The sequence below is a fragment of the Methanobacterium paludis genome, assembly GCF_000214725.1.
Lineage (GTDB): Archaea > Methanobacteriota > Methanobacteria > Methanobacteriales > Methanobacteriaceae > Methanobacterium_C > Methanobacterium_C paludis.
On record NC_015574.1, the window covers coordinates 1,122,892 to 1,148,003 of the forward strand.

Consider the following 25,112-nt stretch of genomic DNA (forward strand, 5'->3'; position numbering starts at 1 on the left):
TTCTAATAATATTGCTGCAGGTAACAGTGGTTCTGGAATCAGAGTAACAGGCGATGCTACCAATACAAGTGGTAATCTTGTATATGGTAACAGTGGTGATGGTTTAGATGTGAGCGGATATGAAGTGTTTGTACTCAACAATATCATCAGTACTAATGGTGGAATGGAATTAGTGCATCTGGTGACTTCGCAGCCATATCAGGAAACAATATAACCAGCAATGTTGATAACGGAATAACAATTAATGGTGCAGACGCAATTGTCTCAGAAAACACTGTGACCAATAATGGCCTGGCAGGAATAGTAATCAATGGTGCTAGTGCAACGATCACAGGAAACACTGCAGCAGGTAATGGTGATAACGGGATCAGTGTAACTGGTGACTACGCCACTATCAATGGGAATATATTAACTTATAATAAGGGCACAGGAATATTAGTTAATGGAAATTACGCTACTGTTACAGGAAATAATGTAAGTTATAACTGTGGAGGTCAAGTAATAGTTAATGGCAGTAATGCTACTGTTTTCGGGAACACAGATGACCACAATAACTTGCTAAATCCTGGGAGTTTATATAGTTATCTTGTTAGTTTGGGAATACCATTAGTTGTCACTGATGTAGATATTACAATGGATAGCATTGCAGCAGCATTAACTGGGGAACAAATTGGAGAAATTGCTGGAATTGTTGCTTTAGATAATCTTGTAGGTTTGGTTGTCGCTTTTGTTATTGCAGATGCCCTTTTAACAGCAAAATACCCTGATATAATGGTACCAGCCAATCTTAAAGCATTACCACAAATTGGAATATTATTTACATTATATGATACAAAATCCGAGATACGTGGTGATGGAAACCCTTTAACACCTCAAAGACTTCAAGGCGATCTACAAGGCGTTTTATCATTATTAACATCTAAGTTGTATAATTATGATGATTATAAGGATGAAGTGAATAATTCTAATAAGACAGATGAAGAGAAACAGAATGAACTAAATATTGGATTTCAGTTTTTTTTAAATTGTCTTAGTGGTGGTGGCGGTGATGATAATACAAAATATATTCCATTAGGTGCGGCTTTTACTGCGGGTGCAACACTTATTTCTGAAGGAATAGAATATGGGGATCGTGAAGCTGTTATTGCTGGAGGAAGACTTTTAGGGGGTGCAATTGCAGTGGTTTCTTCTGTTTTGTAGATGCATATTCTGTAGGATTAAAGGCATCCTTATATGGTGTTGATGGTTCATTTGGTGGTGGTGGAGGAGGAACATTTTAATTATGAAACATGATTTGGAAAGGTCTGAAGAAACTTTAAGATGTCATAATAAAATATTAAGAATAGAACTGGATTTTCAACTCGCAAAAAATGGAAGGGAATATTTTTATCCTTTAACTCTTATTGAAAGGTTTAATCTAGTTTGGATTATAAAAATTCATTTAGATGTGATACCATATGTTTTTTAGGAAACGCAAATTAAAAGGTTCAGTTAATGATCAAAAAAAGGCTTTATTTATTAAAGGTGAGAAGTTTTATAGGCAGGATAAATTTGAAGAGTCTAATCAGTGTCTTGATGAAGTTTTAAAATTGGATCCAAATAATGATGAAGTGTGGTTTTTGAAAAGTATCATTTTCGGGCTTATGGATAATTTGAATGAAGCAGTTAATTGTTTGGATCATGTCGTGGAGATAAACCCTAAAAATATAGATGCATGGCAACGCAAAGGGAAACTCCTCAATAAATTAGGTAAATATCATGAAGCTTTAAAAAGTTCGGAAGAAGCTTTAAAATTAGACCCTAATAACTACAAAGCACTTTCTAACAAAGCTCGCTCCCTCAGTAGACTTAAAAAATATCATGAAGCTTTTGATTATTGTAATAGATCTCTTGAATTAAATCCAGAATACTTCAAAGCATGGTGCTACAAAGCAATAATATTACTTCAACTTGAAAAAAGTGATGAAGCACTTCAATGTTTTGAAAAAGTTTTAATATTAAATCCCAACAATGCTCATGCATGGTCTGGTAAAGGTTTGGCACTTGAAATGCTCGGAAGGACTGAAGAAGCTTTGAAATGTTACAAGAGAGCACTTGAATTAGACCCGAACTTAAGAAAATTTCTAAAAACCTCTAAGATTTAATATTAAAAGTTGTAACTTAAACTATCGCAAATAAAAATGTTGTTTAAGATGGTTATTGGTCCTTAATAAATCAATTAAGTCGTGAATAAATATCATAAAACTATTTTCAAACATAATATCCACAATAAATAATGGTTTAATAAAAAGTTTCTTAAGACTTCCAAAAAAAATGGGAAAAAAACTTAAGTATGGATGTTGGTGCATATGGGATTATTTGATGGTTATAAAAAGAAATCTTTGGTTAAAAAGGCTACTAGTCTCATGATTAATAAAGAGTATCAATCTTTAAATAGTTTTAAAAAGGCTTTGGGGCTTGTTAATAAAGTTTTAGAGTTGGATCCAGATTATGCTTTGGCATGGAATTTGAAAGGTGGAGCTCTTGTGGGGTTAGGTAAGCTTGATGAAGGGATTAAATGTTTAGATGAGGGAATAAAGTTAGACCCCACATTATCATCTTTATGGTATAGTAAGGGTGTGATCTCTCAAGAATTAGGAAAGTATGCAGAAGCGGTAGGATATTATGATAAGGCTATAGAATTGGGTTTTATAAGTTCTGATATTTTTTATAGGAAAGGAACAGTTTTAACAGAACTTGGTAGATATGGAATGTCGATGGAACCGTTTGATAAAGCTTTGAAAATAAATCCTAACTTTGTAGATGCATGGAATGATAGGGCTATGGTTTCTTTAAGGTTAAATAGATACGAGGAAGCACTTGAATATTATGATAATGCTTTGAAAGTGGATCCACAAAACGTTGAAGCTTTTATGGGCAAATATATGGCTTTTATGGGGCTTGATAAATATCCTGAGAGTTTGGAATATTTAGATAAAGTTTTAGAAATTGAATCTCAACATACTTCACTTTGGGCTAGCCGGGGAATACTTCTTAATCAATTGGGAAGGTATGAAGAAGCCCTAAGATGCTCGAATAAAGTTTTAAAATTAGACCCAAAAGAACCACGCGCATGGAAAACCAAAGGAAAAAGCCTTGTAGAGCTAAAAAGACCTGAAGAAGCTTTAAAGAGTCTTGAAGAAGCATTAAAATTAGACCCAAAAAGTTCTGATGTATGGTTTAATAAAGGTATAGCACTTAGCCAACTTGAAAAGTTTAAAGAATCTCTAAATTGCTTCGAAAAAGCTTTAAACTTAAACCCAAATAATGTCCAAGCATGCACTGCTAAAGGTTTATCACTTGAAAAACTTGAAAACCCCGAAGAAGCCTTAAGAAGTTATGATAAAGCACTGAAATTAAAAATGGACTTTGAACCTGCTAAAAAAGGTAAAGAAAGAATTTTAGCTTCTAAAATTTAACGAGTTGTAATTTTATGAAATTATTTAATGACTTTAAAAAACGATCTTTACTTAATAAAGGTGTTAAACTATTAAATCAAGGAAAGTATGGGGAGTCCTTGGAGTGTTTGGACAAAGCTTTGGAATTAGATCCTAACGATAGAGAAATATTACATAGTAAAGGGGTTGCTCTTAAAGAGCTTGGTAAGTTCGAGGAGTCCATAAAGTGCTTTGACAAAGTTTTAGAACTGGATAAAAAGGTTTATAGTGCTTGGAATAATAAAGGTTTTATTTTTGCAAAATTGGGGCAACAAAGGGATGCCTTAAAATGTTATGATAAAGCTTTGGAAATTAATCCGAAATATTTTGATGCGTGGAATAATAAAGGGGGTTTGTTGACAAAATTGGGTAAATATGAGGAATCTCTTAAATATTATAATAAAGCATTAGAGTTAAATCCAAAATATCTTAAAGCATGGAATAATAAGGCAGTTGTTTTTGGAAAACTTGGAAAACATGAAGAAGAATTAAATTGTTTTGACAAAATTCTAGAGATGAACCCCGAAGACACTGATACATGGTATAATAAAGGTGTTTCCCTTCAAGAAATGGAACTATATCAAGAAGCTTTGAAGTCTTATGATATGGTTTTAAAGTTAGATGAAACGGATTTAAGTGCAATCAATAATAAAGGTGTTATTTTTAAAGAGCTTGGTAAATATAATAAAGCTTTAGAGTGTTTTGATAAAGTTTTAGAGTTAAATCCAAATAAAATTGAGACAATGGGTAATAAAGGCATTACTTTTAGAGAACTTGGAAAGTTTCCGGAATCTTTAAATTGCTTTAACAAGCTTTTGAAGCTTAATCCAAATGATAAAATGGGATGGTACCATAAAGGATTAGCTCTTGAAAAACTTGGAAAGCATGTAGAAGCAATTAAATCTTTTGATAACTCTTTAAAATTGGATCCAGATTTTGAACCTGCTAAAAAAGGTAAAGAAAGAATTTTAGCTTCTAAAATTTAACGAGTTGTAGTTTTATGAAATTGTTTGCGGGATTTAAAAAGAATTCACTTATAAATAAATCTTATAGTTATTTGACCAAAAAAGTACCAGGAAGCTCTTTTAATTAATAATATAAACCTTTTAATTAATAAAATATAATTCTAGTAATTAATATCAATTATGAAAAAAATAGATATTTATCAAATATTTATTTAATAGCTCAGACATAATTAGATAGTAAAACTTTTATTGGTACTGTTAGTGATATAAACTTGATAAATCATGGAGACAAAGATTTACTGTTTTCAGTTTAAATATCTATAAATTAATAATATACTATTATACTCAATTAATACAATTAGACTAAATTTAATTATAATTATAAAATAAGCTGTAGAAATGCTTTGGAGGAGAGGATTAATCTGTCAAAATATATAGTGGTTACTGGTGGTGTTGTAAGTTCAATAGGAAAAGGAATATCATCATCATCGATTGGAAGGATATTGAGGTCTTATGGTGTGGATGTTACTGCAATAAAAATTGATCCGTACCTGAACTGGGATTCAGGAACCCTTAACCCGTACCAACATGGTGAAGTGTTTGTAACAGAGGATGGTATGGAAACTGATCTGGATCTAGGTCATTATGAACGATTTTTAGATGTCAATTTATCTGGAGAGTCCAACATAACAACAGGAAAGGTATACAACGCTGTTATCAGTAAGGAAAGAAAAGGAGATTACCTTGGATCATGTGTGCAGATAATTCCCCATATTACAGATGAAATAAAATCAATGATCAGGAAGATCTCACAAAAAACCCAGGCAGAGGTTGTTCTTGTTGAAGTTGGAGGAACGGTAGGGGACATAGAAAGCCAGCCATTTTTAGAGGCGCTCCGTCAACTTCGTAATGAAGAGGGTCAGGATAATGTAATGTTTGTTCATGTGACCTACATACCCTATCTACGTGCTGCCGGAGAGTTTAAGACCAAACCAACACAGCACAGTACTAAGGAACTTCGAGGTACCGGTATAAGTCCAGATATGATTATTTGCAGGTCTGAATTTCCAATAGACAGTCACATTAAAGAGAAAATAGCACACTTCTGTGATGTTGAGGAAAAAGCCGTTATAAATGCGCCTGATATGCACTCAATCTATGAAGTGCCTCTGGTTTTGAACAGCGAAAATGTAGGCGAATACATATTAAAAAGGCTAAAAATGGAGTCTAGAAAACCTGATCTCTACCAGTGGAGCAGGATAGTCGATGCTTTAAAAATAGATAATTTTAAGGTTACCGTTGGAATAGTAGGGAAATATGTGGAGCTTGAAGATGCTTACATAAGCATTAGGGAAGCTTTAAAACATGCTGCAGCTAATCAAGGAGTTAAAGTTGATATCGAATGGATAAAAGCTGAAGAATCCCTAAACATTGATAGAGTCAAGGAATTTGATGCGCTACTGATACCTGGGGGCTTTGGTGAAAGAGGAATTTCAGGAAAGCTTGAAGCTGTCAAATATTCGATAGAAAATAAAACCCCCCTCTTTGGTATATGCCTTGGAATGCAGTGTATGGTAATTGAATTTGCAAGGTTGCAGGGCTTTGAAGGTGCAAACAGTACTGAATTTGATGAAAACGCAAAACATCCAGTTATACACATCATGAAAGAGCAGAAATATGTAGAAAACATGGGTGGAACCATGAGGCTCGGTGCATATCCATGCAAACTTAAAGAAGGAACAATTGCACATGCTGCATACAAGGAAGATTCTGTTAGTGAGCGTCACAGGCACAGGTTTGAATTTAACAACGATTACAGGCAAATATTTGAGGATAAAGGTTTAATAATCTCCGGAAAATCCCCTGATGATCTTCTTGTTGAAATAGTTGAACTTGAGGACCACCCCTGGTTTTTAGGATGCCAGTTCCATCCTGAGTTCAAATCAAGACCAAATAATGCCCACCCGCTCTTTGTTTCCTTCATAAAGGCAGCAATTGAAAATAAAAAGAGAAAAGGAATTTAATGGGATATAAACTTTATTGAAATCTATTTTTTTATCCCCCTTAATTTTTAATTCCTTAAACAAACTCTTTTAATTTATTAAACTCTTTTTAAAATCAATTTTTTAAACTAACCATTAACATTTAAAATTTTTAACATTTTTAATTAAATTTAATTTAGCTTTTTTATTAACATTTTTTAATTTTTAACTAAGCTTTTTAATTTTCATTTCAATATTTCTGAGAGTATTATAAAGAATAAAATTGATCGAAAAGAATATACTCCAAAAAATAACAAATTAAAAGAAAAGATTAAAAAAGAGGATACCAAACAGTTAATAAATTGCAATTATTCAAAATAGAAGAACATTGGCAATGATAACTTAAAAATAACAACTATAATAAAAAAATTTAAAAAAATGATGGCCATGATAGTAAACATACCCTTAATCTGTGCAGTTATAGCAATTTTAGCATGTATTTATGCAAGTTACTCCGATATGAAAAATGGAATTATTCCAAATAAACTTACATTTCCTTTGATCGGCATCGGAATAGTTTTAAACGGGATTTATGCATTTACGATAGGCAACCCATTATTCATTGTTATGGCTTTAATATATACAGCCGTGATATTCGTTCTGGGTTATGTTTTCTGGAAGTTTGGAGCATGGGCTGGAGGCGATGTGAAGCTTTTTACAGCTTTAGCAGCTTTATTGCCATTCCCTGTAACTCTTTTTAATTATACCATTTTAAACGAGCAATTCCCAGTTATTGCAACTTACCCATTTCCATTAACCCTAATACTAAACAGCATACTTTCAATATTCCCATTTCTTTTGATCTTTGTGTTTTATGTGGCAGTGAAAACCAAACCACACCTTGTGGGTGAACTATTATCCCCAGTAAAGCAATACAAAAAAAATATTGTTCTAAGCCTTGCTATAACATCTGCAGTTACCATAACATTCCAATTAACCCAACTGTTACATATCCAGATGTTTCAGTACCAGATTTTAATACTTTCCTTTATCCTAATTTATATTTTGACTTTGGTTATTTCAAAGTCACCCAACAGAATAAAAGCAGTTATAATTTCAGTTGTAACGGTTTTTGCACTTTATGAAAAATTTGAGATTACCTTAATGGGTATACTGTTTTTGATGATTTCCCTAACCGTTATTGAGATCATAAAAAAGCTCCTCACAACTGTAAGTAGAGAAGCTCTTCAAGATGATTATAATATATCAGAACTTAGAGAAGGGATGATACCAGCATATAATTTGTATGAAAAATATGATAAAGTTTATACAGATGATAAGAGCTTTTTAAGCAAATTTAAGGAAGCCATGAAAACAGGGGATGTTACTGGACTTACAGCACCAAAGGGTAAATTATTAATAAGTACAATGGCTGCAGGCCTTACAGATAAGGACGTTGAGCTTTTAGAAGATTTATTAAATAAAGGTAAAATAAATGACAGCTTCCGGGTAAAAAGGGGAGTTCCATTTGCTCCATCAATATTTATAGGTCTTTTAATTTCTCTCTTCATAGGAGATTTGGTTTTTATAGTCGAGAAAGTTTTATACAGCATTATGTACTAAACTATTAAATAAGCAAGATTTATATTAACATAAACGAATAGGATAAGATGTGAAGAAGATGGATGTTAAAGGACAAGTATCTGTGGAATATTTACTGGTAATTCTTGTAATTATCATTATATTGGGCTCTGTCTCAATACCGTTGATTAGAACTTCAATAAACTCAAGTATGGATATTTCAAAGACATCGGATGTTAGTAACGCTGTTAACAGTATAGCAAATGCAATTAATGTGGTTTATGCCAATGGTCCTGGTGCAAAAAGAACTATTAGTGTTTATATTCCGGTTAATAGTGCTCTTGTTTATGATAATGTATCCTCTCTTACAATGGTCGTTACCAACGTCAGTACTACTGCTACAGGCGGAACAAATAAAACCGTAACCGCCAACGTAAATTACAAAAATGTAACTATAACTCCTTCAACACTAACTAAAAAATGGTACACAGTTACAATAGAATGGCCAGTAAATAACAATGCTCTTGGCCCCATAACTGTGACCTTTTCATAATTACAATTTTTTATTAAAAACATCATAAAACAAAAGGATTTAATGAGTTTTAGTCAAACAGATTTAGAGCTAATAACTTCAATATTCAATAAGGGATTCAAATGAGTATATTTAACAAATTCGGCGATATAATCCTAAAAACTCTTTCTTTTATTGGAATGCTGATACTTGCAATACCAAAAATTCCAGAAAAGCTTAGAAATATTAATAAGGATGATCTTAAGAATAAAATTGACACTGAAAGCCTTAAAGATAACATATCTAAAATAAGGGAAGAATCAGGTGTTGAAGACAAGATCTCTAAATTAACACATAAAACCCCTGAAAAATCAGAGGAACCCCTTGAAATACCTGAAGACATAGCAAAATTAAGCAAAGAAATGGAAAGTTCTGAGTCAGATGTTGTTTTCATATCAGGTAATTTCAGCCCTAAAGAAAAGGAAAAAACCATACTCCGCCTTCAGATATTATCTGCTACTTTCCTAGCTATATCTATAATTTACATATTCAATTTTATAGCATTACCCATTTACATTGTATTAGGAGTTTTAATTGCAGGATACATAATTTATGTTTTATTTAAAAGAGTTAAACTCATGTACAGCCAGGATTTCAATGCTTACAGGGACTTTTTCTTGATGTACCTTGCAGTTGGAATAATACTTGTTCTTGTGAGTAACAATTCCAACTTTGTAATGGCATTTTCATTTGATTTTTTCCCATCACTAACAGTATTGATTTTTGCAGTGATCGCAGTTGTTGCAGTATTTTTGATATTCCGTATCAGATATTACAGGAACTACACCTATGGAAAGGTTGTGGAATCTGGGAAAAACACTGCCTACGTGAAAGTAGAATATGACATCCGTTCAAATGTCAAACCTGACATTTATATAGTTGAAAATAGTTGCGGTGCAGTTGAAGGTGACGTTGTAAAGCTTAAACTGGAAGAGAAACTTATGAGTATGAGCGGAAATAAACCAGTTAGTATAATGGAAAAGGTTGAAAAGCTGTTTTAGAAATAAATTTTTAAATTTACATACTATTTAATTAAGATAAGATTAAAGATACGAATTTAAAACTTCCTCTTTTTAATCATTTAAAAATAATAAATCCTTAAAAAATTCTTTTATTTGGAAATTTAAACACTTTGATAATCAATATATACCACAAGTTCCATATATTTGAGTTGTATGATACCTAAAGATCACCCCCGATATGAATCATTGGTGCTCAGAGCCAGGATCGTGGAGGCTTCAAAGGCCGGGATCCTTGCAGACTCTGCAATGATAGCCCACGGTAGGGGCGAAGCATTCGATTATCTCATCGGTGAAAAAACCACTCAAAATGCTAAAGAAGCAGTTAAAGCAGCTGCAGCAGCTTTAATCCTTGCAGAACATCCAGTAGTATCTGTTAATGGTAACACTACTGCTCTTGTTTCAGAAGATATTGTAAGACTTTCTAATACTCTAAAAGCCCCAATAGAAATTAACCTTTTTTACAGGACACCTCAACGGGTTGAAAAAATAGAGAAGATCCTGAAAGAAAAAGGTGCAAAGAACGTTCTGGGCGTAGAAAATGAGAAAAAAGGTTTAATAAAAGGCCTTAAAGGTCCAAGGGCAAATGCAAGCTTTGAAGGAGTTTACAAGGCGGATGTGGTGTTGGTTCCACTTGAAGATGGTGACAGGGCCGAAGCACTGGTTGCAAATGGGAAAACAGTCATAACAATAGACCTTAACCCATTATCAAGGACAGCTAAAACATCTTTTGTAACCATAGTTGACAATGTGGTGCGTGCAATTCCATTGATTACAGAAGAAGTAAAAAAACTTAGAAACTGCGATGAAACTGAGCTTAGAAATATATTAAACAACTTTGACAACTCATTAAATCTTGAAAAATCACTGAAGATAATTTCAAAAACTTACGCAGATGAGAAACCATGAAAGTAATAGGGGTTACAGGACTGCCGGGTTCAGGCAAAAGCGTTGTTTCGAGGGTTGCAAAAAACCTTAAAATCCCTGTTGTGAGGATGGGGGATGTAATAAGAAATGAAGCCAAAAAGAGAAATTTAACCTCTGGGGAAATGGCAGTTAAACTCCGGGAAGAATACGGTGAATTTGTGGTTGCAGAACGTTGTGTTTCTACTGTTAAAAGGTTGGATAAGAACCGTAAAAAGGCTAAAGATAAAGGTTCCAATTCAAGGCCTAGAATTTATATGATAGAGGGTATAAGAAGTCCTTATGAAGTTGAGATTTTTGAAAAAAACTTTAGGGATTTCAAAGTTATAGCAGTTCACTCAACTCCAAAAACAAGATTCAAAAGAGTTCAAAAAAGAAATCGTGCAGATGATTCCGGTAAAGTATCTGAATTTCAAAGAAGGGATAAAAGAGAACTTAAATTTGGAATTGGGGATGTAATAGCTACCGCAGATTATATGGTCGTGAATGAGGGTCCTGCAAAAAAACTTAAAAGCGTTGTAAGGGGGATACTAAAAAATGAAATGCAAAATGACAGCCAGAGCTGATATTAATCCAACAGAAGACTTGGAAAAGGTTATAAAATCCCTTTCGAACATGTTTGACTACGATGATATTGAAATAGAAGAAGGTTATGTTGTTGTTTCTGGTGAAAAAGCATCCATGGAACGTTTAAAAGAATCCCTTAAAAACAGACAAATAAGGGATACTGCTGAAAAAATCTTGTTTAAAGGTATAAATGGTAATGAAATCCTTTTTTCGCTGAGTAAACAGGCCGCATTGGTGGACGTAGCCAACTTTGTTGATGGAGAGCTATCCTCTTTAGGTGAGATAAAGGTTAAAATAGATACAGATGATGTTGAAGGATTTATAAAGTGGATTACTGAGAGATAAACAACTTTTTTGTATTTTCTTTTCATAATGTTTTATTATTTTAATTAATCTTAATTTTAATTTTAAATCTTGAATTTTACTTCTATCTTAATTGTCACCTATTTTAAAATTAGAGAGAATTATTAAAACTAAATTAATAACTTATGTTAAAGCCACAGCAAAATTAAAAAAATAAATCAAAAAATATAATATTTGAATGCATTTTATTATTTATCCTCTAAAAATGCCTTTTTTATTAAATAATATCCACTGTCCCTATCCCAAACATTCTCAGCTTCAACGATTTTTATACGTTTTTTGAAAAGTGGACAGTCCAAAACCATGGTTTCAGCTTCACCACCTTCAAAGGCCATATGCATCCCATATTTCTTGTTGAGGTTGATAATTTCATCTAAAAGATCCATATCAATCTTTCTACCAAGCCATGACTCATCTAAACCTTCTGCTGAAACACTGGTTATTATAACCTCAAATCCAAGGTTTATAATCTCTTCCATATATTCCTGTGGGTCCCAGTGCCATAGTGGTGCGTGTGATTCCAGTCCCAATTCATTGCATATATTATCTATCCTAGACTTTTGATAAGTTGATGCTAAGGCACCTGCAAATATCCCTTCGATTCCTTTTTCTTTTAATTCATTTAAAACCCTTTTTAAATCATCAAGTTCCTTTTCCTTTTCTCCATGGGTTTTTGCAGTTAAAAGTGGAATCCCCATAGCTTTCGATGAAAGCTCTGTGAGGTTAATGTTTGGAACGTGGAACATGTAAGAATCAGGATTATCTGAGAACATTGATACAAGATATTCAACATCCCAGCCTTCTTCAATGGCTTTATATGCTGCCATTGTGCTGTCTTTGCCTCCTGAAAAAAGTACGGCTGCTTTCATATTTTGGATACTCCCTTATTTTACTCATTCATTCTTTTTTATTCTTTTCCGGATTCGTGTCCATGCCTCTGCAATGCTGTCTATAAAAACACCTGCAATACCTGTTAACATTCCCAGAAATCCACATAAAATAACTACATCTGATTTATTGGGCATTGCTGCTTTCACTGACTGGACTTTGTTCTCTATCGAACCGTTTACACCGGTTATTACAATATCCCCTTTTGGAAGCTGACTTTCAACAGAGTTGACATTGGCTGAATCAACACTCACAGAAACATGTACAATACTATAATTTATGTTCAAACCGCTTACAAGCATCATCCAATCCTCTATTTGATTTATTGCATCCTGAGGATTGCTTCCATCCTTAACTGTTAGTAGCATAGTGTCGTTTGATGGTATATTAAAAGATGTTATATTACTGTTCAGGGCAGGTATACGCGATTCAAATGTTGTCTTCCAACTATCTGGAATTTGGTCAGTTTTAATGGTTATTGCACTGCTTTGAACACTATTTACCCCTTCTATTTTCTTGGTGTTTTCAATGAAACTTGTAACGTTAGTTTTGGTTGAAACATCAATTCCTATGACTTCTGAACTGTTGCTTGTGAGTTCATAAATAGATCTGGTCATATCTGGGATATCATCGAACACAGGAGCTATAAAAAAGGCACCTCCAACTATACCCACCGTGAATCCAAGAAGTATGACAAATAACAGATTTTTTTTCCCTATTAATGGTGTTAAAAGCGCTGTTGAAAATATAAAAACTAATGCTAATAAAAACAGTATTATCATTATTGTGACGGTGATTGTTTCCATGGTCTCATCTCTGTTACTTTTTTAGGGGATATATATCTTCTTAAGTTTATTCCCTAAAGAATATTAAAGTACTGTTTTTATGTTTTCTACAATAATGTTATGTTTGTTGTACTATTTTTCCAGTAGTTGCATCGATATACAAAGTTTTTGATACGACGTTGTTTTTTGAAAGGGGAACTATCCAGACGGAAGTGCTAGCACCATCCACATTTATTGAGCCTTGTGTGGGTTCTTCGGCCGTGTAACCTGGCATTGATTGTGTTGCTATATTTTTAGCTTGTTCTGCTGTTATTTGACTTGTACCATTACCCGTTGTATTGTCAGAAACAGTTGTGTTATTAGATCCAGATTGTGTGAAAGGTACAGTTGTCACGGTAGTGGGCTGTGTTGACTGTTGAACTTGCGTTGTGTTGTTGTTGTCTGGTGATCCCACAATTGGATGGTAAGCATAGAACACCAAACCAAGGATTACCACTCCAAGCACCAGCAAAGCCTTTTGTTCACGGGTTAAACTGTTCCATTTGTCTTTAAAGTTCATGAATATACCCTTAATTACTTTAAATTTTATAGTATGTTAAATTAGTAATAGTCTTAACTAAAAACTATTCTGCCATTATTATTTGTTACATTGTAACTACGGCCACTAGTTAAGTTCTTAGTTTGTATATTTGTGGGTATTAGATTAATAGTTACTTGACCAATGCTTACATTTTGATTGTTGAGTAATAAAACAGTCAAACTATCTGTACTGTTACTCACACATACATTAAGATTGGGTGTAGATGGAATATTTAATTTAATTGTATAACCTGGACCATTTGTGTAAACAGTATTTACGGTTTCGGCTATATTTTCACCAGTCATGCGAGCTTGTCCCATGTTTCCAGTCTGATTTTGATTCGTTTCATTTGATATGGAAGTTACAAGTCCACCAACGATTACTATAACTATCAGCGTTACGAATATAAGCTCTGCACTTGCAAATCCCTTCTCATCCATTTTAGTCACCCATAGTTGTAGTTGCTTGCTAATTTAAAGAAATTCATATAAGTTTGAGATAAATAGAAGATTTTCCCAGTAGGATCCATGACAAAACTTATATCTTCAGGGTCAGCGTTATTTGTAGTTGTAATAGATGAACCAGAAACAGCTTGGAAATATTCATGATCCAGGCAGGATGTGGGAATATTTTTATGATCCTCTTGTAGTGGATCTCCAATTATAAAGGTGCTCATTCTTGAAGCATTAGATTCGGATGCATTCACTGCACCACCTTCTAACCTATCAAAAAATGAAAGTCCATTTGGATCTGGGAAATAATAAGGACGAGATCCTAATTCACTTGAATTTTGCCCATCTAAACATTCCCAGAGGTAATCCAATCTTCCTGACGATGCATTGACATCAAAATAGTAATTATTAGTGTTTGGATTATAGTAAGGATATTGATAGATAAGTGAACTTGTCCTTGCTTTAGTATTCACCCATACATATGGATCTTCAAGTTGTAACAGAGAAATATAAATATTCTGTGTGGGTGTGCTAAAACTCAGGGACTGACCATTTTGTGTAACAGTTACAGGCACAGAAGGCACGGTAACATTGAATCCAAATGGATCGCTTTGAATTATCTTGATATCTCCTGATTGGAATATTTGGGCTGTTGAATTATCGCTAGCATTAATAAAAATAGGCTGGCCACTTGGTGATTTTAAAGTTATGTTTCTACCTGTCTGTTGTTCAAGTTCTCTGCAAGTGCTCGTAAGGTTTGAGTTGAGTGCAGGTAATATTTTATTATTTATAATATAACTCTTACTAGCCCCAGGACTGAAAAATGGGCTTGTGTTATTTAAATTATAACTATCTATGACTTTCCTTGTTGCATTGTAAGCCCCATTCCTCCCTGAACCAGCCACAGTATCCTGTATCGACTTGACTATATTATTCCCTACCGTAACTGTAACATCCCCACCTATGATAAATGCTGATAAGTTGTTAACTTCATTGATTATGTTACCATAGGAAACTGCAAGTATGATCACTGGTACAACTAACAAAAGTGTTAACGGTGTAAAGACGTATCCTGTATCATCCATTTTATCAGTTTCCTATTGTTTCCATAATTCTAACCTCACAGGAATTGAACTGGGTGTATCCCCTGTGAATATAGCTTCTGTTTTTATTAAATTGGCGTTATATGAGACGTGTGTGCTGTTTAAAATGCCTTGAAGTGTATTATTTGCATTAGTTTTTGCTTCATCTGCTGTGCTTGCAAAACCACTTGACCAAGCATTCTGCAGGAATTTAGGGTAAATAATACCTATTCTGGTACCCGAAAATATTTCAGGATTTGCATAGGTACTAACACTTGTGCCAGATCCACCATAATCTCCAGATTCATAAGATTTTCCAGGAGTTAAACTTACAGTCAAGGTATAGTTTCCTGGTACCAATTGATATGAACCGTTTGTGCTCACGTTGGTGATAATATGCTTTGTTTGGGTTGAAGCCGCATCAAGATCACCTAAATTTAGAACATAAGGAATAGAACCGGTGTAAAGTGTTGAAGTTGTTGAACTTCCCTGTTTTTTTACAGTAACTGTTATGTTCCTAGAATCCATTCCCGTACCTAAAAATAACAAAGCTTCTTGAGCGTCAGATGCTATATTGAAATTTTGAGATTGAGTTCCTGTGCTACTTTTGTACTGTTTGCTGTTAAAAGCAAACGTATCCCACCGAATTGGCAATTGACTGTAGGTTATTGTAGAATAACAGCTTGTAAGTCCCACAAGATCATAATCGCTACCTGGTGCATCGTCCCAAAGAATAATCCTAACTGTGTTATGTCCTGCAGTAAGGTAAGGTGCTATATTTAAGATTCCTGGAATGTTACCATATCCTCCATCGGTTCTCTCAGTATAATCTACACCATTATAATCAAATGATGTGAATATGGTTTGCCACGTTCCATATGAATTTTTAACCTGAACAATGGCCCTATCACAACCTCCATAGGGATTCACGACAGTATATGCATCAAAAAGGCGCGTGTTGTCGGGTAAATAAACATCACAAGTTGATGCAACCGCAGATCCTTGAGAAGTCCCTGAAGGAATGTTTGTTAATTGGAAGGGTGTGCTTGTATCTATTTCAGGATTTTGTGTAGTTTGTTTAAGGTCATTCCAACTAATACTCTTTGTTGGGGTGGTTATTATACTTCCTGTTGTCAGATCGTACTGTAAACATTTAGATGGATTACCTACACCAGCTATGTCTGTAAAATTAAAAGTGTTGGTCAATACTCCCTGTGGAACTTTTATTGATGTGCTATAATTACCTATCACTGAGAACCAAGGCATATACTGCTCGGATCTTGATGACTGTGCAATGAAATTAACATAAAAATTGTTCAATCCTGAATTTAATTCAGAACCACTGATATTTCCTAAATAATTGTACATTTCACCTGTGTTTGGTGATGAATACTGTAAATCAGTGAAATCATCCCCTGAAAAACTATGGCTATTGCCATTCAACACGAAATTTGCATTATACGCATGATCAACCCACCAACTCTGCCACCATGATTGATTATAATAACCTCCACTGGAACCTAACAAAAATTTAGCTCCATTTATGGTTCCGTTGGTTGGGATGTTGAAGGATATAGATCCCGGTGATTGGCCACCTGCCCAATAAGGGTCGTTATCAAGACCATTACTCCATGGATTAAAATTTTGCAACCAGTTGTGGAAGTTCCATAAAGTAGTTACTTGGGTTTGGTTTTGGTCAACAAAATTTACTTCTTCCTGTTTGTAGTAAGCCCTTCCAACCCATCCTATCTGCGCTCCGGATATAACTTTAACTTTGGTTGCAACATCACTAGATGTGGCTGGAGAAGTATGGTTAACACTAGCATCAGAATCAGTACTACTTATTACAGAATTTCCCACTGTTAATTTGTAACCAATTCCTTGGGGTATCACAAGATTAAGATTTTCTATCAAATCAGATCTTCCCTCATCTTGTAATGTGGTATTGTTACTGGAACACAAAGCAGCGTCACGAGCTAACGTTCCACTTTGATCCATGGACTCCAACACACTATCTGCTAAAGCCTCTAAATGCTGGTGATCTTCCCCCTGAAAAATTGGAAGTCCTACATAGGTCACAATTGAAGCTGTTATCACTATCACTACAACTAAAGCCAGGGTTGCATCTGCTGTAAATATAAATCCTTTATCATCCATAATATCACTCTATTTTGTCCATAAGTAAAATACAAACCTGCACGTTTTTGGAACCACTGTATCTGGAGTCACATCTGTTGAAGAAACATTAGTGGGTGTTTGAACTATATAAAAATTCATCGAACTTGATGGAATCCCAGTACAGTTTACCAGTGTTAAGAGATTACTTGATTGTCGATCTGGATTTGATGAATCTGCACTCAAATAATCATTTATTTTAAAAGCTGTTGTAATATTATCAGCTGAAAAAGCTATGGGGTTGTTATTTACATTTACGGTTGCTGCAGTGAACATTTGATTGTTGGAGGACGGTGCCATTAAAATCCAGTAGTCATAGTTTTGAGTGGAATTGTAGCTGGTATTAAATGCAGGGACTGTATAAGGTATGTAAGCTCCTAGATTTTTTAAAGAGCTTATTGATCCATATTTGGAAAGAATAACAATTCTTTCAAGTCTTACAATATCCTTTACGTTACTATCTGGTTGGGTTCCAATTGTTCCTATTTGTTGGTTTCCATTTACTGTCATAACATTCACAAAGAGACCATAATTCGTTCCAACCATTTTTTGTAATGCTGAATTATTTCCTTGGGTATCAAAATTCACCTTAGCTGCAGTAAATTTACTCGCTGATAGTGAACTTTCGATAGGTCTATTATTAATATCATAATATGCAAGTCCTATAACAGTTGAGCTAGTTACTGGACTTTTCTCCCAATCTAAAGGAGTTCCAGATGTTGAAACTAAAGCGTTAACAGTATCTGTAGCAACACGATCCATAGAACTCCTGAAAACTGTGTCCTGAACATTATATAACATATTATCCATATCAGCGCCGACCATACCTAAAATTATAGTAAGTGGGATAAGTGCGAGGAGTAGATCAAGTGATAATGCATAGCCTCTTGAGTCGCGTCTTATGATTCCCAAAATAATCGTCTCCAATTTAGATACTCTATATTTTCAGTTAATAATTAATATGCCGGTGTAATCCTTATATATATTTGTAGTATAATATTAATTTTATAATTATTATTACAAATATTGTTACAATGTTCATAAATACATAAGATTAATTATTAATTTTAATTCAAGTTTATAGGTTATAATAGTAAATAATATACTATAATAGTGAGAGAAAGGGTTATTGATGAAAATGGATCAACGTGCACAAATTTCAATTGAATATGTACTATTCTTAGCCATGGTAGTAGTCATAGTAAGTCTCTTTGGTGTTTATGTAAGTGATCAATCAGAGTTGAATTCTGTGTCTGCTGCAGTAAAATTAGGAGCAGAGAACGCTACAACGAACATGGTTATAACAAATAGTGGCATGGCACCTGTGAGAGTTACTAGTATTAATGAAACTGCAAATGGAACTAATGAAAATTTAACAGTAATGTTTTCAAACACCTTAACAAGTGACCTACAGAAACAAATTATTAACAGCACAATTCAATCTTTAATCAAAGGTGGCTATAACAATATTACCAATACTACAAGCTCTATTAATTTAATTACAAAAAGACATAACTACACAATTACGATGGGATAGCCCAGAAATTTAATCTTAAAAATCCAAATTTCTACATATCATATAATACCAGGGGATATAAAATGGATGAAAATATTGAAATAAATAAACCTAACATGAAAAATCAGAAACGGAAGGTTAATAGATGGGGTATCTATATTAGCCTTTGTTTTATAATAATTGGTGCTCTTTGGTACGGTGTAAACGTTGGTTTAATACCAATGCAGTACGTCCAGCAGCAATTAGGACCGATCATATTAGTGCTAATTGGACTATTAATTCTAATAAAATCATTTTAATAAATCATTTATCTCAAGAATGAATATTTATTTTTTTCAGGAGATACATAAGATTATTTGGATATTATAATTATAATTGATTGCAGTACTTCCATGAAATTTTGCATCCTATTAAGAAAAATTAATTTGTCTATTAATATTATAATTAATAATTAGTTTTATAAATCACATTCAGTTCAATATTCAAAAATAGATTAAAAACAAATTTAAGAAGGTAATATGATGAGAAAACTACTAAAAAAACTTACAGATGCGCCAGGAATTTCTGGCTTTGAAGATGGAATTCGAAATGTAATGATAGATGAAGTAAAAGACCATGTGGATGAAATTGAAGTTGACAACATGGGAAACATGATCGCTACCAAAAAGGGAAAGGAAGGCAGTAAAAAGGTCATGTTAGCAGCTCATATGGATGAAATAGGACTTTTAGTTCGTTATATTGATAAAAATGGGTTCATAAAGTTCTCAAAGATCGGCGGAATAAACGATCAGATGCTTTTAAACCAGGAAGTTACTGTATACGCTTCTAAAGGTGAGATAATAGGAGTTATAGGTTCAAAACCACCACACAGGATGAAAGAATCTGAAAGAAAAAAAATACTTGGTTATGAGGACATGTTCATAGATATAGGGGCTGCAGATAAGGAAGAAGCTGAAAAAATGGTGGCAGTTGGCGACCCCATCATAATAAATCAGAACTTTGCAGAACTTGGAACATCTCTGGTCAAGGCAAAGGCCCTTGACAACAGAGTGGGCTGTGCAGTGCTTGTTGAAGTAATGAAACAGCTTGAAAGTGATGCAACAGTTTATGGTGTTGCAACAGTCCAGGAAGAAGTTGGTCTTAAAGGTGCAAAAACCTCTGCATTCAAGTTAAACCCCGACATGGCCATAGTCCTTGATGTTACAATATCCGGCGACCACCCTGGTATCAAGGAAGACGAGGCCCCTGCAAAGGCAGGTAAAGGTCCAGTCATAGTGCTTGCAGATGCAAGTGGAAGAGGACTCATAACACATCCCAAAGTGAAAGAACTCCTTACCTCTGTTGCAGACGAAGAAAAAATACCTTACCAGCTCGAAGTCAGTGAGGGAGGAACAACCGATGCTTCAGTGATACACCTTACAAGGGAAGGAATCCCAACTGGAGTTATATCACCTGCATCAAGGTACATACACACTCCTGTAAGTGTTGTGAACGTTGAAGATGTTGAAAATGCAGTAAAACTTATTGTGGCTGTTCTTAAAAGGATTTAAAACATTTTAAATCCTTTAACTATTTGATTTTTAGATTTCCCTTAAACTCCTTTCGATTCTCTTTTTTGATTTTTAGTTCGTTTAGAAAGTTTAAATCTATTTTTTTGAAAAATTCGCATTTTTGTATATGAATTTTTAATGGCATTAGATCACTTTTAATCACTTCTTATTAAGTAATACCTCTTCAAATAAATTTGCATATGTTAATATTTTTACAATTGAAAATTGGAATATTTTAAATAATTTTAAGCTTTTTAGGCGTCTTTTGAGCCTTTTTAGAACCTACCCAAACTTTAAATAGTATTGGCACCCAATGAAGGGTATTCACTAATTGCAGTGGTGAACAAATCAAAAACTTAAATATTATAAAAAAAATGTTAAAATCAGGAATATAAGTTCATCTCTTTTTTGACTTATTTGATCGATAATTTGAAGAATTCTAGACAGTTTTCTGTAAAATTTGGAGTGATACTGCTCTTAAATTTAGAATAAGTGTTATTTACTCTGAAACAGGTGATACTGTTAATAGAAAAGCACTATTTGAACTAATACTGGCTAATTCTTTGAAATAGAAAAAAAATTCAGATAAATAGGAGTTGATATTATTTCGGAGGCCAAACCTCGTTTGAGGTCTAAACATGTAATACTTTTTGTAGCATGTTTAATAACATTCTTGCCGGTGTCAGCAGCAGCTAATGGTGCTTGCAACGTACAAGTGACAAAGGATTATGTTAAAGCCACAGCAAAATGTTCAGATGGAACAAGTGGTTATTATTATCACACAGCTAAATTTAAAAATTACTGTCCTCACTGCCATAAGTATGGGACCTTAACTTTTAATCCAAAGGGAACAGTTGAAGGAGAATGGACTTGCAAGGCATGCGATGCAGATTACTGCGCAGCTGATGGGAAAGAAAAAATGTCTGGAAGCAAGTACTACTTATCAAAATTAAGCTAATTTTTTGAATATACAAAAAAAATTTAAAGCTAACTTTTTGAAATACAAAAAAATTTAAGTATCATAGGAGTTGATTATTATTTCGGAGGCTAAACCTCTTTTGAGGTCTAAACATGCGATGCTTTTGGTTGCATGTTTAATAACATTCTTGCCGGTGTCAGCAGCAGCAGATGGTGCTTACAACGTGCAAGTGACACAAAATTATGTTAAAGCCACAGCAAAATGTTCAGATGGAACAAGTGGTTATTATTATCAGACAGCTACATTTAAAAATTACTGTCCTCACTGCCATAGATATGGGACCTTAACTTTTAATCCAAAGGGAACAGTTGAAGGAGAATGGACTTGCAGTGCATGTGATTCAGATTACTGCGCAGCTGATGGGAAAGAAAAAATATCTGGAAGCAGTTACTACTTATCAACTTACACACCGCCAAAACAAGTAAAAGCAGCGCAAGAAGTAAAAGTAGTAAAGTCACAACAGACAGCAAAACAGACACAAGATTCTACAGTACAGCCAGCAGCACAACAGACACAGGAGTCAACAGTACAGCCAGCTGAATCATCAGTACAACCACAACCTGTAGATTCTAAAACTAAAATGTTGAATATTTTAAGTTCTTTTAAAGGTAAAAGCTTTTTAAGCGGCCTTTAAATTTTTTATATCCTTTCTTATTTTTTGAAAAAATAGATAAATGTTAAGGCATTTTTTGATATTTATATAAACTTTTAAAATTTCTTATTTTTCAATAGTTTTCTTTCAATAGTTTTCTAATTAAGTTAATTATTCAAGATTTACAAAATAATTAAAAAAAATTAATATTAGAATAGTTTAAATCAAATTTTAGGAGTATTACATCCTTTTTCAACAATATTTTTTTTATTTGATCCCACCAAAAAGGGTGTTATATTTTTGGAATCAATCCTCTTTATCAATCTTTTTAGAATTAATCCATTCAATCAAAAAAAAACGTTAAACATTCATTTATCTTTTTTATCCTTGTTTTCAGGGTCTAATTCTATCCCGGACACTATGGTTATTCCATTAGAATTTATTTCATAGGTTATGAATTGGGTGGGTGTTTTAGTACTTCTCATTTTTACAATATCCATAACACGTTCTCTACGGCCAGTATATGGATTGTCACGTTTCATGAGTTTAAAAGCACCGTAAACTGAGAAAAGAGCTATTTCATTGAGTTCTCTAGATGTTGCACTATCAAGTATTATCAAAGCAGTGATGTTGCGCTGTTTAAGCTCATAAACGAGGAGATCAAAACGGTCTCGGAATTCATAAGGTGTTAATTTAGCTGTATAACTTCCTATATTATCTATAACAACTGTTTGAGTGTCATCAGGTAGGTCATTTAAAAATTTTGAGAAGTTTCCCTTCATGGATTCGATATCTATGCTCATTTCAGCTTCTGTAACTTTGGCTCTTATGCCTGCAAGTTCTATGAAACTTAAACTTCCATTATCCTCGAAACTTTTAAGATCCCAGCTGAATGCGCTACTTTGAGTATAAAGATCGTTTGAATCTTCTTCTGTTGTTATATATACAGTTTTAAGTCCTTGTTCACAGCTCATTTTCGCAAACTGAAGTCCAAAAATAGTTTTACCAGAACCTGCATCACCTGTTATAAGAATAGATCTCCCATCTGGAAATCCTCCTGTGATCTGGTCAATTCCATTTATCCCTGTTTTTATCCTTTTCAAGCATTATATCTCCTTTTAAATTATTAATGGTTAATTAAATTTTAATCTGATAAATATTAGCATCTAATTTCTTAATCTAATTAATATATTAGCATATTTTTTTTAATCTGATAATTAGATTATCATTTAATATGATTAGATTTATCTGGTAATTATCCTTTCAATTTAAAGTAGGGGTATCCCTTTTATAGTAATCCCTTGAATCAATGGTTTATCCGTTTAAATGAAGAAATTTGAATACACATTCGCCTGCACCATCTGCCATGCAGGTTTTTTGTTCTACATTCCCTTTAATCTCGGTCCATGTGAAGCTTCTTATGATTATAGCTCGACATATAAGGCAAAACATAGGGCTGGTTTCATTTTCTTCTATCCACGGACAGTTAAGGAGTTTAATAGAATTTTCGTGTCCTTTTGTTTCTTCAGAGTTTATCCCAAGGTTTAAAAGGAATTCAGATAACCATGAAATGTAACATTTAAAAATAATATCAGCTGTGGTATTATCATAGTCTTCAAGACATTTTTTGAGTTCTTCCTCAAATTTTGGTTTCATATTCCTTTCAAAACGGTCCGAAAAACTTCTTGCAATATTGTTTCGGATCTGTGGTGGAATGTTTGATGCGAAAACTGGTAATGCACTTAAAACAAAACTAGAAAGTTCTCCTCTTGCTTTTTCTTTTAAAAGTTCTTCTTTCTCCTTTTCAGCTTTTCTACGTTCTGTTATATCCTTAAATATTAATGCAACTCCTAATACGTCACCATTTTTATCTCGAATTGGAGCGCAGCTGTCATCAATGGGCAGTTTTTTCCCTTCCTTGGTTATAAGAATGGTAGGTTCTTCTAATTCAATTGTTGCATCATTTTGAACAACTTTTGTCACAGGATTTTCAATAAAAGTTCCTGTCTTCTCATTTATCATTCTAAAAACGTCTGTAAGAGGTTTACCCATTGCTTCTTCAGAATCCCATCCAGTAACTTCTGTTGCAATTGGATTCATAAATTTAATATTCCCCTCATTGTCTGTTGCTATAACAGCATCCCCAATACTTTCAAGTGTAGTTGAAAGCCATTTTTCGCTTTCTTTCAACTTGCTCTCCATCTTATGCTTGTAAAGAGCTACTTCAACAGCACTGTGAAGTTCTCTATCCTCAAAAGGTTTTATTATGTAACCAAATGGTTCTGTAACCTTTGCCCTTTTGAGGGTTTTCTCATCTGAATAAGCAGTAAGATACACAATAGGTATATCATAGCTGTCGCGTATTTTCTGGGCTGCTTCAACACCATCCATCTCTCCTTTAAGCACTATATCCATTAAAACCAGATCCGGGGGGTTTTCTGCAACTTTTCTAATTGCTTCCTCTCCAGAGGGACTAATTGAAGTTACGGTGTATCCCAGGACTTCTGCTCTATGTTTTATATCCATAGCTACGATGCTTTCATCTTCAACCACAAGGATTTTTACATTTGACATAGCTGTTCCCTTTATTAAATTTTTATAATTATTTATATTATAGTTTTTTTATATAATTTCAGAGTGTTAATTAAAGAACATGAAATTCTAACGAAGTTAATGATCGTTAGTCACCTAAAGAACTGATCTTAAAGTATTTAACATACTGTTCTCGTTTTAACTATAAATATGAAAAATATAATTCCTTTAATACTTTATACTGTTATTTTTTTATATTATTTTTAATTATTCCTTTTAGAAATAATTTAATCTCTTGCTTTTATAACCTTAATAAAATATTGATTCATCTTATTTAAATGATTTAGGTGGATTAGATCAGAACCTTTTAAAACGAGTTTAAAATATTGATGAAATAAAAATTTTCATGGAAATTTAGTAAAAATAAAAAAAGAGGAGTAATTAACTGTAAATTATTTAAATTAAAATACTAATCTACCTTTGTAAGTATCAATTTACACTTTTAAGTACCAATTTGCCTTTTTAAAAATTAA

26 protein-coding genes are annotated in these 25,112 nt (G+C 33.5%); 17 read left to right on the forward strand and 9 right to left on the reverse strand.

Annotation, left to right across the window (positions count from 1 at the left end; all coding sequences use genetic code 11):
* Positions 1-37 precede the first annotated feature (37 nt).
* The 12 genes from MSWAN_RS13190 (at position 38) to MSWAN_RS05225 (ending at position 11,430) form a co-directional block, all read left to right on the forward strand.
* Positions 38-214 (forward strand): hypothetical protein, encoded by a 177-nt coding sequence (locus tag MSWAN_RS13190; protein WP_394295802.1) that lies wholly within the window; start codon positions 38-40, stop codon positions 212-214.
* A complete protein-coding gene (locus tag MSWAN_RS05170) occupies positions 169-1,200 on the forward strand; it encodes a right-handed parallel beta-helix repeat-containing protein (protein WP_083809370.1) in 1,032 nt (343 codons plus the stop codon). The genes MSWAN_RS13190 and MSWAN_RS05170 overlap by 46 nt, the downstream gene beginning before the upstream one ends.
* A gap of 257 nt (positions 1,201-1,457) precedes the next feature.
* A complete protein-coding gene (locus MSWAN_RS05180) occupies positions 1,458-2,144 on the forward strand; it encodes a tetratricopeptide repeat protein (RefSeq protein WP_013825559.1) in 687 nt (228 codons plus the stop codon).
* A 204-nt stretch (positions 2,145-2,348) separates the two neighbouring features.
* Positions 2,349-3,458, forward strand: a complete 1,110-nt coding sequence (locus MSWAN_RS05185; RefSeq protein ID WP_013825560.1) for a tetratricopeptide repeat protein — start codon at positions 2,349-2,351, stop codon at positions 3,456-3,458.
* 14 nt (positions 3,459-3,472) lie between these two features.
* Positions 3,473-4,462 carry a tetratricopeptide repeat protein gene (locus MSWAN_RS05190; protein ID WP_013825561.1) on the forward strand — a complete coding sequence of 330 codons (990 nt, stop codon included), beginning with the start codon at positions 3,473-3,475 and terminating at the stop codon, positions 4,460-4,462.
* Positions 4,463-4,845: 383 nt separating this feature from the next.
* Positions 4,846-6,465 carry a glutamine hydrolyzing CTP synthase gene (gene pyrG / locus MSWAN_RS05195; RefSeq protein ID WP_013825562.1) on the forward strand — a complete coding sequence of 540 codons (1,620 nt, stop codon included), beginning with the start codon at positions 4,846-4,848 and terminating at the stop codon, positions 6,463-6,465.
* A gap of 405 nt (positions 6,466-6,870) precedes the next feature.
* Entirely contained in the window at positions 6,871-8,046 is a 1,176-nt protein-coding gene (locus MSWAN_RS05200; RefSeq protein WP_144011621.1) for an A24 family peptidase C-terminal domain-containing protein, read from the forward strand.
* Between the two features lie 169 nt (positions 8,047-8,215).
* A complete protein-coding gene (locus MSWAN_RS05205) occupies positions 8,216-8,557 on the forward strand; it encodes a hypothetical protein (RefSeq protein ID WP_227716996.1) in 342 nt (113 codons plus the stop codon).
* A 101-nt stretch (positions 8,558-8,658) separates the two neighbouring features.
* Positions 8,659-9,576, forward strand: a complete 918-nt coding sequence (locus tag MSWAN_RS05210; protein ID WP_013825565.1) for a DUF2101 family protein — start codon at positions 8,659-8,661, stop codon at positions 9,574-9,576.
* A gap of 174 nt (positions 9,577-9,750) precedes the next feature.
* Entirely contained in the window at positions 9,751-10,503 is a 753-nt protein-coding gene (locus MSWAN_RS05215; RefSeq protein WP_013825566.1) for a 4-phosphopantoate--beta-alanine ligase, read from the forward strand.
* Positions 10,500-11,084, forward strand: a complete 585-nt coding sequence (locus tag MSWAN_RS05220; protein WP_013825567.1) for an AAA family ATPase — start codon at positions 10,500-10,502, stop codon at positions 11,082-11,084. Before MSWAN_RS05215 ends, MSWAN_RS05220 begins: the two co-directional genes overlap by 4 nt.
* Complete coding sequence (locus MSWAN_RS05225) at positions 11,056-11,430, forward strand: RNA-binding domain-containing protein (RefSeq protein WP_013825568.1); 375 nt, start codon at positions 11,056-11,058, stop codon at positions 11,428-11,430. Before MSWAN_RS05220 ends, MSWAN_RS05225 begins: the two co-directional genes overlap by 29 nt.
* A 206-nt stretch (positions 11,431-11,636) precedes the next feature.
* Here the strand turns inward: MSWAN_RS05225 and MSWAN_RS05230 are convergent, their stop codons facing one another.
* The 7 genes from MSWAN_RS05230 to MSWAN_RS05260 form a co-directional block, all read right to left on the reverse strand.
* Positions 11,637-12,317, reverse strand: coding sequence for a diphthine--ammonia ligase (locus MSWAN_RS05230; protein ID WP_013825569.1), 681 nt, complete (start codon positions 12,315-12,317; stop codon positions 11,637-11,639).
* 24 nt (positions 12,318-12,341) lie between these two features.
* Entirely contained in the window at positions 12,342-13,142 is an 801-nt protein-coding gene (locus tag MSWAN_RS05235; protein ID WP_013825570.1) for a hypothetical protein, read from the reverse strand.
* Positions 13,143-13,239: 97 nt separating this feature from the next.
* Positions 13,240-13,680, reverse strand: coding sequence for a PepSY domain-containing protein (locus tag MSWAN_RS05240; protein WP_013825571.1), 441 nt, complete (start codon positions 13,678-13,680; stop codon positions 13,240-13,242).
* A 53-nt stretch (positions 13,681-13,733) separates the two neighbouring features.
* Positions 13,734-14,141 (reverse strand): hypothetical protein, encoded by a 408-nt coding sequence (locus MSWAN_RS05245; protein WP_013825572.1) that lies wholly within the window; start codon positions 14,139-14,141, stop codon positions 13,734-13,736.
* 5 nt (positions 14,142-14,146) lie between these two features.
* A complete protein-coding gene (locus tag MSWAN_RS05250) occupies positions 14,147-15,238 on the reverse strand; it encodes a hypothetical protein (protein ID WP_013825573.1) in 1,092 nt (363 codons plus the stop codon).
* 12 nt (positions 15,239-15,250) lie between these two features.
* Entirely contained in the window at positions 15,251-17,392 is a 2,142-nt protein-coding gene (locus MSWAN_RS05255) for a hypothetical protein (protein WP_013825574.1), read from the reverse strand.
* 9 nt (positions 17,393-17,401) lie between these two features.
* Positions 17,402-18,322: a hypothetical protein gene (locus tag MSWAN_RS05260; protein WP_013825575.1), complete on the reverse strand. Its 921-nt coding sequence runs from the start codon at positions 18,320-18,322 to the stop codon at positions 17,402-17,404.
* 220 nt (positions 18,323-18,542) lie between these two features.
* Between MSWAN_RS05260 and MSWAN_RS05265 the strand changes: the two genes are divergently transcribed.
* The 5 genes from MSWAN_RS05265 to MSWAN_RS13060 all read left to right on the forward strand — a co-directional run bounded on the left by MSWAN_RS05265 (position 18,543) and on the right by MSWAN_RS13060 (position 22,089).
* Positions 18,543-18,947 carry a hypothetical protein gene (locus MSWAN_RS05265; RefSeq protein ID WP_013825576.1) on the forward strand — a complete coding sequence of 135 codons (405 nt, stop codon included), beginning with the start codon at positions 18,543-18,545 and terminating at the stop codon, positions 18,945-18,947.
* 62 nt (positions 18,948-19,009) lie between these two features.
* Entirely contained in the window at positions 19,010-19,225 is a 216-nt protein-coding gene (locus tag MSWAN_RS05270; RefSeq protein WP_013825577.1) for a hypothetical protein, read from the forward strand.
* Between the two features lie 222 nt (positions 19,226-19,447).
* Complete coding sequence (locus tag MSWAN_RS05275) at positions 19,448-20,476, forward strand: M42 family metallopeptidase (RefSeq protein WP_013825578.1); 1,029 nt, start codon at positions 19,448-19,450, stop codon at positions 20,474-20,476.
* Positions 20,477-21,101: 625 nt separating this feature from the next.
* Positions 21,102-21,434 (forward strand): hypothetical protein, encoded by a 333-nt coding sequence (locus tag MSWAN_RS05280; protein ID WP_013825579.1) that lies wholly within the window; start codon positions 21,102-21,104, stop codon positions 21,432-21,434.
* A 100-nt stretch (positions 21,435-21,534) separates the two neighbouring features.
* On the forward strand, positions 21,535-22,089 hold the full coding sequence (locus MSWAN_RS13060) for a hypothetical protein (RefSeq protein ID WP_227716997.1): 555 nt from the start codon (positions 21,535-21,537) through the stop codon (positions 22,087-22,089).
* Positions 22,090-22,415: 326 nt separating this feature from the next.
* On the opposite strand, the gene MSWAN_RS05290 is transcribed toward MSWAN_RS13060, so the two are convergent.
* Together MSWAN_RS05290 and MSWAN_RS05295 are read right to left on the reverse strand one after the other, a co-directional pair.
* Entirely contained in the window at positions 22,416-23,150 is a 735-nt protein-coding gene (locus MSWAN_RS05290; protein WP_013825581.1) for an ATPase domain-containing protein, read from the reverse strand.
* Positions 23,151-23,361: 211 nt separating this feature from the next.
* The gene (locus MSWAN_RS05295) at positions 23,362-24,621 is read right to left on the reverse strand and encodes a methanogen output domain 1-containing protein (RefSeq protein ID WP_013825582.1); all 1,260 of its coding nucleotides are present in this window, start codon (positions 24,619-24,621) and stop codon (positions 23,362-23,364) included.
* Positions 24,622-25,112 lie beyond the last annotated feature (491 nt).

Coding starts and splice junctions, on each gene's coding strand:
- MSWAN_RS05210 (WP_013825565.1), top strand. CDS start 8,659: ATGAGTATATTTAACAAATTCGGCGATATAATCCTAAAAACTCTTTCT.
- MSWAN_RS05235 (WP_013825570.1), bottom strand. CDS start 13,142: ATGGAAACAATCACCGTCACAATAATGATAATACTGTTTTTATTAGCA.
- MSWAN_RS05295 (WP_013825582.1), bottom strand. CDS start 24,621: ATGTCAAATGTAAAAATCCTTGTGGTTGAAGATGAAAGCATCGTAGCT.
- MSWAN_RS05215 (WP_013825566.1), top strand. CDS start 9,751: ATGATACCTAAAGATCACCCCCGATATGAATCATTGGTGCTCAGAGCC.
- MSWAN_RS05225 (WP_013825568.1), top strand. CDS start 11,056: ATGAAATGCAAAATGACAGCCAGAGCTGATATTAATCCAACAGAAGAC.
- MSWAN_RS05220 (WP_013825567.1), top strand. CDS start 10,500: ATGAAAGTAATAGGGGTTACAGGACTGCCGGGTTCAGGCAAAAGCGTT.
- MSWAN_RS05185 (WP_013825560.1), top strand. CDS start 2,349: ATGGGATTATTTGATGGTTATAAAAAGAAATCTTTGGTTAAAAAGGCT.
- MSWAN_RS05255 (WP_013825574.1), bottom strand. CDS start 17,392: ATGGATGATAAAGGATTTATATTTACAGCAGATGCAACCCTGGCTTTA.
- MSWAN_RS05270 (WP_013825577.1), top strand. CDS start 19,010: ATGGATGAAAATATTGAAATAAATAAACCTAACATGAAAAATCAGAAA.
- MSWAN_RS05245 (WP_013825572.1), bottom strand. CDS start 14,141: ATGGATGAGAAGGGATTTGCAAGTGCAGAGCTTATATTCGTAACGCTG.
- MSWAN_RS05240 (WP_013825571.1), bottom strand. CDS start 13,680: ATGAACTTTAAAGACAAATGGAACAGTTTAACCCGTGAACAAAAGGCT.
- MSWAN_RS05275 (WP_013825578.1), top strand. CDS start 19,448: ATGAGAAAACTACTAAAAAAACTTACAGATGCGCCAGGAATTTCTGGC.
- MSWAN_RS05205 (WP_227716996.1), top strand. CDS start 8,216: ATGGATATTTCAAAGACATCGGATGTTAGTAACGCTGTTAACAGTATA.
- MSWAN_RS05230 (WP_013825569.1), bottom strand. CDS start 12,317: ATGAAAGCAGCCGTACTTTTTTCAGGAGGCAAAGACAGCACAATGGCA.
- MSWAN_RS05200 (WP_144011621.1), top strand. CDS start 6,871: ATGATAGTAAACATACCCTTAATCTGTGCAGTTATAGCAATTTTAGCA.
- MSWAN_RS05250 (WP_013825573.1), bottom strand. CDS start 15,238: ATGGATGATACAGGATACGTCTTTACACCGTTAACACTTTTGTTAGTT.
- MSWAN_RS05180 (WP_013825559.1), top strand. CDS start 1,458: ATGTTTTTTAGGAAACGCAAATTAAAAGGTTCAGTTAATGATCAAAAA.
- MSWAN_RS05190 (WP_013825561.1), top strand. CDS start 3,473: ATGAAATTATTTAATGACTTTAAAAAACGATCTTTACTTAATAAAGGT.
- MSWAN_RS05265 (WP_013825576.1), top strand. CDS start 18,543: ATGAAAATGGATCAACGTGCACAAATTTCAATTGAATATGTACTATTC.